Source organism: Dactylosporangium sp. NPDC051485 (assembly GCF_040682015.1).
In the GTDB taxonomy this organism is placed as follows: Bacteria; Actinomycetota; Actinomycetes; order Mycobacteriales; family Micromonosporaceae; genus Dactylosporangium.
In genome coordinates, this window is the sequence record NZ_JBFAZW010000054.1 from 62,847 (window position 1) to 73,151 (window position 10,305).

At 73.1% G+C, this 10,305-nt stretch carries 7 protein-coding genes and 1 riboswitch; of the genes, 3 read left to right on the top strand and 4 right to left on the bottom strand.

The window, feature by feature from the left end; all coding sequences use genetic code 11:
- Positions 1-11: 11 nt before the first annotated feature.
- A complete protein-coding gene (locus tag AB0M46_RS28190; protein WP_363340659.1) occupies positions 12-1,208 on the bottom strand; it encodes an MFS transporter in 1,197 nt (398 codons plus the stop codon).
- A 70-nt stretch (positions 1,209-1,278) separates the two neighbouring features.
- Between AB0M46_RS28190 and AB0M46_RS28195 the strand changes: the two genes are divergently transcribed.
- Positions 1,279-2,250: a helix-turn-helix domain-containing protein gene (locus AB0M46_RS28195; protein WP_363340661.1), complete on the top strand. Its 972-nt coding sequence runs from the start codon at positions 1,279-1,281 to the stop codon at positions 2,248-2,250.
- 104 nt (positions 2,251-2,354) lie between these two features.
- A complete protein-coding gene (locus AB0M46_RS28200; RefSeq protein WP_363340663.1) occupies positions 2,355-2,831 on the top strand; it encodes a MarR family transcriptional regulator in 477 nt (158 codons plus the stop codon).
- Between the two features lie 39 nt (positions 2,832-2,870).
- Here AB0M46_RS28200 and AB0M46_RS28205 read toward each other — a convergent pair whose 3' ends face one another.
- Both AB0M46_RS28205 and AB0M46_RS28210 read right to left on the bottom strand, forming a co-directional pair.
- Positions 2,871-3,848: a ribonucleotide-diphosphate reductase subunit beta gene (locus AB0M46_RS28205; RefSeq protein WP_363340675.1), complete on the bottom strand. Its 978-nt coding sequence runs from the start codon at positions 3,846-3,848 to the stop codon at positions 2,871-2,873.
- A gap of 17 nt (positions 3,849-3,865) precedes the next feature.
- Complete coding sequence (locus AB0M46_RS28210) at positions 3,866-6,247, bottom strand: ribonucleoside-diphosphate reductase subunit alpha (RefSeq protein ID WP_363340665.1); 2,382 nt, start codon at positions 6,245-6,247, stop codon at positions 3,866-3,868.
- 127 nt (positions 6,248-6,374) lie between these two features.
- Positions 6,375-6,585: riboswitch (cobalamin riboswitch) on the bottom strand.
- A 328-nt stretch (positions 6,586-6,913) separates the two neighbouring features.
- Here AB0M46_RS28210 and AB0M46_RS28215 point away from each other — a divergent pair.
- Positions 6,914-8,263 (top strand): acyltransferase, encoded by a 1,350-nt coding sequence (locus AB0M46_RS28215; RefSeq protein WP_363340667.1) that lies wholly within the window; start codon positions 6,914-6,916, stop codon positions 8,261-8,263.
- A 185-nt stretch (positions 8,264-8,448) separates the two neighbouring features.
- On the opposite strand, the gene AB0M46_RS28220 is transcribed toward AB0M46_RS28215, so the two are convergent.
- Positions 8,449-10,305, bottom strand: a 1,857-nt coding sequence (locus tag AB0M46_RS28220; RefSeq protein ID WP_363340669.1) for an FtsX-like permease family protein, incomplete at its 5' end; no start/stop codon positions are given.

A 10,305-nucleotide genomic window follows, 5' to 3' on the forward strand; every position in this document is an offset into this window, starting at 1 on the left:
GCGCGGCGTCCTCACACGGCGACGAGCTCCTTCGCGGGGGCGGCGGTGCGGCGGGCGACCGCCGGGGCGAGGGCGGCCACGCCCAAGGCGGCGCCGATGCCGGCCGCCAGGGCGAGCCACCACAGCACCGACGGCGCGGCGGCGTAGACGGCCGTGCCCGCGCTCAGCGCCGCGAACCGGGCCACGCCCCACGTCCACTGGTAGCCGCCCTGGTAGCGGCCGCGGGCCTCGGCCGGGGCGAGCGACGCCACGATCGAGCCGGTCAGGCCGCCGATCAGCGCCTCGCCGACGGACCAGAGCACGACCGTGCCGGCGAAGGCCCACGGGGTGTTCGCGACGCCGGTCAGGGCCACGCCCGCCGCGATCACCAGGCTGGCGCCGACGTACAGCGGCACCTGCCGTACCCCCGCGAACACCTGTGTGGCGATGGGCTGCAGCACGACGACGAGGACCGCGTTGAGCGTGGCCATCAGGCCGTAGACGGTCGTGGACAGGCCGTCGTCGCGAATCGCCAGGGGCAGGCCGACCTCGGTCAGGGAGTAGACCATCACCGCGACGCCGAACAGCGGCAGCAGGACCCGCATCAGGGGGTCGCGGAAGACCACGCCGTAGCCGACGCCGGCCGCCCGGGTGGCGACGCGTGGTGCGCGGGCGGCGGGCAGGAGCAGGGCGACGACGCCGGCGTAGACCAGGCAGGTCGCGGCGTCGAGGGTGAACAGCAGCCAGTAGCCGCGCTCGGCGAGGAAGCCACCGAGCATGCCCGCGACCGCGGTGCCGATGTTCACCGCCCAGTGCACCAGGGAGAACGCGACCCGCCGCCGCTCGGCCGGGACCACGTCGGTCACCAGGGCGCTCGCGGCCGGGCCGACCATCGAGCCCGCCGTGCTGAGCAGGACGGCGGACAGCGCCAGGGTGGGGACGTTCGGCGACACGAACAGCAGGCCCTGGGCGGCGGCGGTGCCGACCAGGCCGGCCATCATCGTCGGGCGGCGGCCGAGGCGGTCGGCGAGCAGGCCGCCCAGCGCCGAGCCGACCAGGTTCCCGGCGCCGAGCGCGCCGAGCACGATCGGCACCTGGGTGGTCGGGACCCCGCGGGCGCCGAGGTAGAACACGAAGAACGGGGTGATCACGTAGCCGAGCCGGTTCACCACGGTGCCGGCGAAGACGATCCACGCCGCCCGGGGCAGCCCGGCGAAGGTCGAGAACATGATCGGCATCGTGCGGGCCGCGTTATGCTCGCACCATTGATTAAGCCAGGAACGAATCCACGGAGGGGCGATGCTGTCCGAGCTGGCCTTCTCGGCCGACGATCTCGCGCTGACCCGGTTCGCGGTCTCGCCGATGTGGGAGGTCGTCAACAGCTTCCGGCTGCTGGCCGCGGACGTCCCGCACCCGGTCCACCAGCCCTGGCTCGACCAGGTCCGGCCCCGGGCTTCGAGCATCGGGCTCGATGCGGGCTGGCTGGCCGAGCTGCTGCCGCCGGAGAGCTCCTACCTGCCCGACTTCCTCACCCCGTTCCCGGCCGAACCGGGGCCGACCCTCGCCGCGGAGCTGGCCGCCATCCGGGCCACCCCGGCCGGCCAGGTGCGCGCCGACCTCGACACCCTCGCGAGCAAGGCCACCCGGCCGCGGACCCTGTGGGCCGACCCCGAGAAGAAGCTGGCCAAGGTGACGGAGGAGATCGAGGCGTACTGGGACCTCGCCATCGCCCCCTACTGGGCCCGGATCAAGGCCCTGCTCGACGCCGACGTGTTCCACCGCGCCCGGCAGGTGGCCGAGCGCGGGGCGGCCCACCTGTTCAACGACCTGCACTCGACGGTGAGCTGGGACGACAACACCCTGCGACTGGTACGCCGCCAGTGCGCCCTGTCCCGCGAGGCGACCGGCCCCGGCCTGCTGCTGGTCCCCTCCGTCTTCGCCAAGCGCGTGCTCACGTGGTCCCGGCCGCCGTCCCCGCCGCAGCTGGCGTACCCGGCCCGGGGCACCGGCGCGCTGTGGGAGCGCCGCCCGGCCGAGCGCGCCGAGGCCATCGCGGCCGTGCTGGGCCGGTTCCGCACCCGGCTGCTGACCGAGCTCGACGCCCCCGCCTCCACCACCGAACTGGCCCGCCGCACCGGCACCTCGCCGGCCGGCGTCTCCCAGCACCTGACCGCGCTGCGCGACGCCGGCATCGTCAGCGCCCACCGGGCGGGGCGCTCGGTGCTGTACGCCCGCACCACCATCGGCGAGTCGCTGCTCACCGTGTCGTGACGGTTCGTTCCCGACCCCGCCCGTTCGGCCTGGCGAAGACCCGCTGACCGCGGGAACGATACGATACAGATCCGGGAACATATGGTTCGAGGAGTACATCGAGGATGACGGGAGAGCCCCGACGGCGCCGGCGCGCGGCCAACGACATCAAGGAGTCGCTGCGCGTGCTGAGCATCCAGTTGTCGCTGCTCAACCACCAGGTCGGCGCCCACCTCGACCTCAAGGACGTCGACTTCTACTGCCTCGACCTCGTCAACCGTCTGGGCCCGCTGAGCCCGACCGCCCTGTCCCGCCAGGCCGGCCTGCACCCGGCCACCATGACCGGCATCCTGGACCGCCTGCAGAAGGGCGGCTGGATCACCCGCGAACGCGACCCCGACGCCACCGACCGCCGGGCGGTGACCGTCCGCGCCCTGAAGGACCGCAACGCCGAGCTGTTCCAGCTGTACGCCGGCATGAACACGACCATGGACGACATCTGCGCCGGCTACACCGACGAGCAGCTCGACCTGCTGGCCGGCTTCCTGCGCAACGCGACGGAGGCCGGCCGCACGGCCACGGACGAGCTCGCCAACGGCTGACCCGCCCGCGTGCCGCCCGCGGTCCACCCGGGGAACGGGTCAGAAGTCGTCGTCGAAGGTGACCGTGCCGGTGACGCCGACCTGGTAGGCCGAGACCCGCCGTTCGAAGAAGTTCGACAGCTCCTGGACGTCCTGCAGCTCCATGAACGCGAACGGATTGCGGCTGCCGTACATCGGCGCGATGCCCAGCACGGCCAGCCGCCGGTCGGCGACGTGCTGCAGGTACTCGCGCATGTCCGTCAGCGACATGCCGGAGACGCCCTGCTCGAGCAGGTCCGCGGCGAACTGGACCTCACAGTCGACGGCCTCGGCCAGCATCTGCCTGACCTGGCGCTCCATCTCGGCGTCGAACAGGTCCGGCTCCTCGGCCCGCACGGTGTCCACGACGTCGAAGGCGAAGGCCATGTGCATCGACTCGTCGCGGAACACCCAGTTGGTGCCCGAGGCGAGGCCGTGCAGCAGGCCGCGGGAGCGCAGGTAGTACACGTAGGCGAAGGCGCCGTAGAAGAACAGGCCCTCGATGCAGGCGGCGAAGCAGATGAGGTTGAGCAGGAACGCGCGGCGCTCGTCGCGGGTCCTGAGCTCGCGCAGCTCGTGGATCGAGTTGATCCACGTGAAGCAGAACTCGGCCTTGCGGCGGATCGACGGGATGTTCTCGACCGCAGCGAACGCCTCGAACCGCTCCCGCTCGTCGGGCACGTAGGTGTCGAGGAGGTTGAGGTAGAACTGGACGTGCACCGCCTCCTCGAACAGCTGCCGCGACAGGTAGAGCCGGCCCTCCGGGGAGTTCACGTGCTGGTACAGGTTCAGCACCAGGTTGTTGGCGACGATCGTGTCGCCGGTGGCGAAGAACGCGACCAGCCGGGACACCAGGTGCCGCTCGGCCGGCGACAGCTTCGGCAGGTCGGCGAGGTCGGCGTGCAGGTCGACCTCCTCGACGGTCCAGGTGTTCTTGATGGCGTCCTTGAACCGGTCGAAGAACCGGGGGTAACGCATGGGCCGCAGGGTCAGGTCCATGCCGGGATCGAGGAGGCTCACTGGCACGCCTCGCACGACTCGGGGTTCTCCAGCGAGCAGGCGACGGCCTCGGTCGGGGCGATCAGCGAGACGGCCGGGGTGACGGACACGGTGGCCTGCTGGATCCGGGTGGCCGGGCGGGAGCGCAGGTAGTACGTGGTCTTCAGCCCGGACTTCCAGGCGTGCAGGTACATCGAGGACAGCTTGCCGATCGTCGGGGCGCTCATGAACAGGTTGAGCGACTGCGACTGGTCGATGTAGGGCGCGCGGGCGGCGGCGAGGTCGATGAGCGCCCGCTGCGGCAGCTCCCACGCCGTGCGGTACAGCTCCCGGACGTCCGCCGGCAGCTCGGCGATGCCCTGCACGGAGCCCTCGGCCCGCTTGACCTGCTCGCGGATCGCCGCGGTCCACAGCCCGCGGGCCTTGAGCTCCCGCACGAGATAGGTGTTGATCTGCAGGAACTCCCCCGACATCGTCTCGCGCTTGAACAGGTTGGACACCTGCGGCTCGATGCACTCGTAGCAACCGGCGATCGAGGCGATCGTCGCCGTCGGGGCGATCGCGACGAGCAGCGAGTTGCGCAGCCCGTGCTCGGCGACGCGGGCCCGCAGCGCCGTCCACCGCTGCGCCGCGGCCGGTTCGACGCCCCACAGGTCGGGGTGCAGCACGCCGCCGGCGGCGCGGGTCTCGGCGAACGCCGGATGCGGGCCGAACCGCTCGGCGAGCCCGGCGGAGGTCTCCAGGGCGGTGAGCAGGATCTCCTCCTGCACGCGAGTGGACAGCTCGCGCGCCCCGGCCGAGTCGAACGGCAGCCGGAGCGTGAAGAACGCGTCCTGCAGGCCCATGAGCCCGAGACCGACCGGACGCCAGCGCGGGTTCGACGCGGCCGCCTGCGCCGAGGGGTAGTAGTTGATGTCGATGACCCGGTCGAGGAAGACGACGGCGGTGCGCACCGTCTCGCGCAGCCGCTCCCAGTCGACGCCGCCGGCGGTGACGTGCGCGCCGAGGTTGATCGAGCCGAGGTTGCACACCGCGGTCTCCTCGTCGCTGTTCACCTCGAGGATCTCGGTGCACAGGTTCGACAGGTGAATGGCGTTGCCCGGCGCCCCGGTCTGGTTCGACAGCGCGTTGGACCGGTCCTTGAAGGTCATCCAGCCGTTGCCGGTCTGGGCCAGGGTGCGCATCATCTTGCCGTACAGCTCCCGGGCCTTGACGGTCCGCACGGCCCGCTTCTCCGCGGCCCGGTACGCCTCGTCGAACTCGGCGCCGAACAGGTCGGGCAGGTCCGGGGCGTCGGACGGGTCGATGAGCGACCAGTCGGCGTCGGCCTCGACGCGGCGCATGAACTCGTCCGGGATCCAGTTGGCCAGGTTGAGGTTGTGGGTGCGCCGGGAGTCCTCGCCGGTGTTGTCGCGCAGCTCCAGGAACTCCTCGATGTCCGGGTGCCACGGCTCCAGGTAGACGCAGGCCGCGCCCTTGCGCCGGCCGCCCTGGTTCACCGCGGCGACGCCGGCGTCCAGCGTCTTGAGGAAGGGCACGATGCCGTTGGATTTTCCGTTGGTACCGCGGATCAGCGCGCCCCGCCCGCGCACGCGCGTCCACGAGATGCCGATGCCGCCGGAGAACTTCGACAGCTTCGCGACCTGGTGGTAACGCTCGTAGATGGAGTCGAGCTCGTCGCGCGGGGAGTCCACGAGGAAGCAGGAGGACATCTGGGTGTGCCGGGTGCCGGAGTTGAACAGCGTCGGCGAGCTCGGCAGGTACGCCAGGCAGGACATGAGCCGGTAGAAGCCGATGGCCTCGGCCGGCGTCTGCGACAGCCCGCAGGCCACGCGCAGCAGCCAGTACTGCGGCGTCTCCACGACCAGGCGGGCTTCGGGGTGGCGCAACAGGTAACGGTCGGCGACGGTGCGCAGCCCGAAGTACTCGAACCGCAGATCCCCGTCGAGGTTCACGGCGTCGTCGAGCTTCCGCGCGTTCGCGGCGACAAAGGCGGCCGTCTCGTCGCCGATCAGCCCGAGTTGGTGGCCGTAGCGGATCGACTGGCTGAAGCTCGCGACGCCCTGCCCGCGGACCTCCTTGTCGACGTACGCCGCGAGCAGCCGCGCGGCGAGACGGGAGTACTGCGGCTCCTCACCGATCAGCTCCGCGGCGGTCTGGATGGACAGCTTGTCCAGCTCGGCGGTCGTCGCCCCGTCGTACAGCCCGCTGATCGTCTTCGTCGCCACCCGCAGCGGGTCGACCTCGTCCAGGTCGCCGACCCACCGCTCGACCGCCTTGACGATCTTGTTGACGTCGACCGGCTCCAGGTCGCCGTTGCGCTTGCGGACCCGCATCGCGTGCCGTCGCTGCTCCGGCGCCCCCTGGCCGGGCACGGCCTTGTCCTGCGTGACTGTCATGTGTCCCCCTCGTCGCCCGTCGACCAACGTTGGGCGCGCGAGCAGGGACGCCACCGGGCGACGGCAGGCGCCGTCGACTGGCGTTGGCGTCAGCCGTCCCGCGCGGCCTCCGACCACCACGGGCCCGGACGGCCCGCGGTGCGCTGGCAGGTCTTCGGACTCGCGGGCATGACCGAGGTCGCCTACCGGCCGTCGCTTCCCAGACCTGTGCGGTCCAGTGCTTCGTTGACGGCTTTCGTTCCCACTCACCGCTGCGGGGCAGTCCCGGACTTCCACCGGGTTCCCTCTTGCGACGCCCGTCCTGGCAGGACGCGCGAACCAGCTGCGGGCAACACCATATATGGGAGGAATCGAGAAAGCGAAACACCAGATGGTGTGTCGGCGTGTCGCGTACATCGCATCACCGTGCGTCGCTGTCACGCCTCACGCTGTGTCAGGTCGCGGGGCCAACCACCGCGGCCCGGCAAACCCATCAGGTCGAACGCAGGCCAAATGTCCCGTCCGCCGGGAGGTGGCACCACCCGGCGTGATCTCCCGCACCGCCCGGCGTGATCTCCCGCACCACCGGCTGCATAGCGCCGCCGGTCTGTCCGCTCGGCCGATGCCGCGGCCGCGCTTGGTTTACGAAGATCAATGCTTCAAGCCGCAGCGTCGTGAGGGGTATCCATGGGTGGCTGGCCGCAACTGCGCGAGAGCCGGACCGTCACGTCGGGCCAGGCGCCCGGCACGGTGATCCGGTGCGGCCTGCGGGACACGCTGCTGTCGAACGTCCCGGCCTCGATCGTGCTGTTCTTCGCCCGGCCGCTGCCGGCCGACGACCTGGCGAAGGGGCTGGCGCGGGCGCTGGCCGCGGTTCCCGTCTTCGGCGGGCGGATGCGCACCACCGGCGACCTGCTGGAGATCGTCTGCAGCGACGAGGGCGTACCGATGGAGTTCTACACCATCGACGACACGCTCGCCGAGGCCGTCAGCCGCGTCGCGATGCCCAACTCGGGGCTGGCCAACCACTGCGAGGCGACGAAGGCGCGCGACGGCGGGCTGCCGCTGCTGACCGTGCGGGTCACCGAGTTCTCCGACGGCGGCACCGCCGTGTGCACCTCGTTCCACCACTCGGTCGGCGACATGCAGACCTACGTGCTGCTCATGCAGGCGTGGTCGGCGGCGATCGACGGCGGGGAGATGCCGGAGGTCGTCGTCGTGGAGGACCGCGACGGGTACCTCAACGAGATCCTGCCGCCGAGCGACGGCGGGATGCCGAGCGTCCGGCTGCCGGAGCCCGCCGAGGCCGAGGCGCTGGCCGCCGAGCTGGCGGCGGCTGCCCGGGCGAACCGGACCGTGCAGATCTACTTTGGCGCGCAAGAGGTGGCCCGGATGCGCGACGAGCTCGCCGCCGAGGCCGGGCGCCGGCTGTCGACCAACGACGTGCTCGCCGCGCACATCCACACCGCCCTGCGGGACCTCGACGACTACGACGGGGTGCGGCACATCTCGATGCCGGTGAACATCCGGCCCCGGCTGGACCTGCCGCCCGCGGTGGTCGGCAACATCCTCAGCGAGGTGTACGTCCCGTGCGCCCCGGAGACGACGACCGCGCAGTTCGCCGCCCAGATCCGCGCCACCATGGACGACCTTGCCGTCACGCCGCCGAGCTTCCGGGCCGACGAGCGCCTCGTCGAGCAGCTCGGCCGCGACCGGCTGCCCGACCTCGTGCCGTACGCGTTCGACCCGCCGCGCCGCACGTTCAGCCTCTCCAACTGGACCCGCTTCGGCGTCGTCGACGTCACCCTCGGCGGGCAGCGGCCGGTGATGGTGAGCCCGACCACCGCCGTCTCCCTGCCATGGGTCGCCTGGCTGGTGGAGGGCTTCGACGGCGCCGGGTACCTGCTCACGATCGTGGTGCCGGTGCGCTTCGCCGGCAAGCTTCGCGGCGAGGCGGGACGCGCCCGGCTGCACCGCTTCCGGGCTGACGACGACGAGCTGCCGGCGCTGGCCGTGGCCGCGGGCCGGATCATCTGAGCGGTTCCCGCGCGGCGCCGGTCACTGCCGCGTCGTCATCGCGTCAGCAGCCGATCGTCGCGCCGGGAACGTTGTCGTGGTACTTGCGGCCGACGAGCAGCCGGTCGACGCCGGCCATCTCCCGGATCGGGCTGATGTCCTTGGCCCGGGTTGCTACCGCCAGGGGCAGGACGGCGGGCGCACGTTCACGCGCCCGCTCGTCCCGCGGCGGTGACCGGCGGGCGGCCGGCCCGGGCGGCCACGAAGGCCAGCAGGGTCACGCAGCCCAGCCAGGCCAGCGGCAGGGTGACCAGGCCCGGCCAGTGCGGCAGCGGCAGCGCCGGCAGCTGGGCGTGGGAGCCGAACACCGGCAGCGTCCAGCCGGTCAGCCGCCACACGGCGAGCGCCACGCCCAGGCCGAGCAGGCCCCCGGCGAGCACCAGCGCGGGATAGGTCCACAGCGTGGCCCGGCGGGCGGCGCGCCGGCTCAGCCCCTGCACCCGCAGGGCGGCCTGGTCGGCGGCCCGGGCGCCGCGGTCCACGGCGGCGATGAGCGTGATGCCGCCGGCGGCCAGCAGGATCGCGAGCGCGCCGGTGACGAGGTGGAACCACAGGGCCAGGGCCGGCCCGTCGCGGTCCAGGCGGGCCCGGACCGAGGCGGCGTCGCGGTCGTCGGTCACGATGAGGCCCTGCGTGCCGAGCAGCGTCACCGCGTCGGGCGGGGCGGCCGCGTTCAGCCACACCTCGGGCGCGATGGCGCCGCCGCCGTCGACGGAGACGCGGTCGGCGTACTCCAGGTCGACCAGCGCGCCCGCGGTGCCGACCCGGGGCAGGGCGTCGGCGCGGCCGGCCGGGCGGACCTCGGTCGGCAGGCCGTCCAGCCCGGCGAGGCGGCGGCCTTCCAGCGGTACCGTGGCCAGCACCGGCAGCGGATAGGGCGCGTCGGCCGGCTGGAACCAGGCGCCGTCGGTCAGCGCACCGCGCACCGCGAAGCGCAGGCCCGCCCCGGTGGCCGACAGGGTTCCGCCGGTCGCCCGCCAGTGGGCCGGGTCGGCCAGGTCGGCGCCCGGCGCGGACAGGCCCAGCAGGGTCACGGACACGTCGACCGACGCCCCGCCGATGCGGTCGGAGCTCAGCTTGAGGGCGGCCAGGCGGCAGCCGCCGATGCACACGTCGTCGGCCTTCTTGAGGGTGTACCGCCCCTTGCTCACGGTCCCGAGGTCCAGCACGGCGGACCCGCGCCCGGTCATCGACTCCAGCACCGCCTTGAGGCGCACCGGCTCGTCGGCGGCGCTGGCGACCTCCACGTCGAAGCGGGCCACCTTGTCGTCGGTGACGACCGGCTGGCGCGCCGGCGGGTGCAGCAGGGCGGGGATGCGGGCGGGGTCGACGGCGCCGTACTGCGGCAGCCACGCCACCACGGCCGGCAGCCGGGCGGCGTCGACGGCGAGCTTGGCCGGCTCGTCGGGGGCGCCCGGGGGCAGCCGCGCGACCGCCATCGCCCATCGGCCCTGCGGGTCGGCGGCCCGCACGGCGCGCAGCAGCTGCTGGCGGGTGACCGGGCCGACGGTGAGGACCCGGGTGCCGCCGGTGCCGATCCGGGCGGCCAGGTCGCGGTCCTGGGCGGCCACGTCGGTGGCGCTGACCGCGTAGCCCAGCACCGCGACGGCGGCGATGAGCAGCAGGAGCATGCGCTGCGCGGCGGGGCGGCGGCCGGCCTGCAGCGCGGCGAGGGCCAGCCCGAGACGGCCGCGGCGCAGGGCGGAGCGGCCGACCGCCCGCGCGGCCGGGGCGAGCAGCCTCGCACCCGTCAGCGCCAGCGCCAGCATGCACAGGGCAGGGGCGAGCAGGCCGATGCCGTCCAGGCGGCCGCCGCTGCTGAACAGCTGCAGGACGGCCGCGGCGGCGAGCACGGCCAGCACGACGGCGGTGCGCCAGCTGAGGCCGGCCCGCAGGCGGACCCGCTGCAGCAGCTCGGTGATCGGCCGGGCGAGGCGGCGGTGCTGGGCGAACTGCCGGTCGACGTCGGCCGCACGCAGGTTCTCCCGCCGGTCTGCCACCGT

Bases quoted from the DNA above. Each gene is read 5' to 3' on its own strand.
- AB0M46_RS28190 (WP_363340659.1), bottom strand. From the start codon at position 1,208: ATGTTCTCGACCTTCGCCGGGCTGCCCCGGGCGGCGTGGATCGTCTTC.
- AB0M46_RS28195 (WP_363340661.1), top strand. From the start codon at position 1,279: ATGCTGTCCGAGCTGGCCTTCTCGGCCGACGATCTCGCGCTGACCCGG.
- AB0M46_RS28200 (WP_363340663.1), top strand. From the start codon at position 2,355: ATGACGGGAGAGCCCCGACGGCGCCGGCGCGCGGCCAACGACATCAAG.
- AB0M46_RS28205 (WP_363340675.1), bottom strand. From the start codon at position 3,848: ATGGACCTGACCCTGCGGCCCATGCGTTACCCCCGGTTCTTCGACCGG.
- AB0M46_RS28210 (WP_363340665.1), bottom strand. From the start codon at position 6,247: ATGACAGTCACGCAGGACAAGGCCGTGCCCGGCCAGGGGGCGCCGGAG.
- AB0M46_RS28215 (WP_363340667.1), top strand. From the start codon at position 6,914: ATGGGTGGCTGGCCGCAACTGCGCGAGAGCCGGACCGTCACGTCGGGC.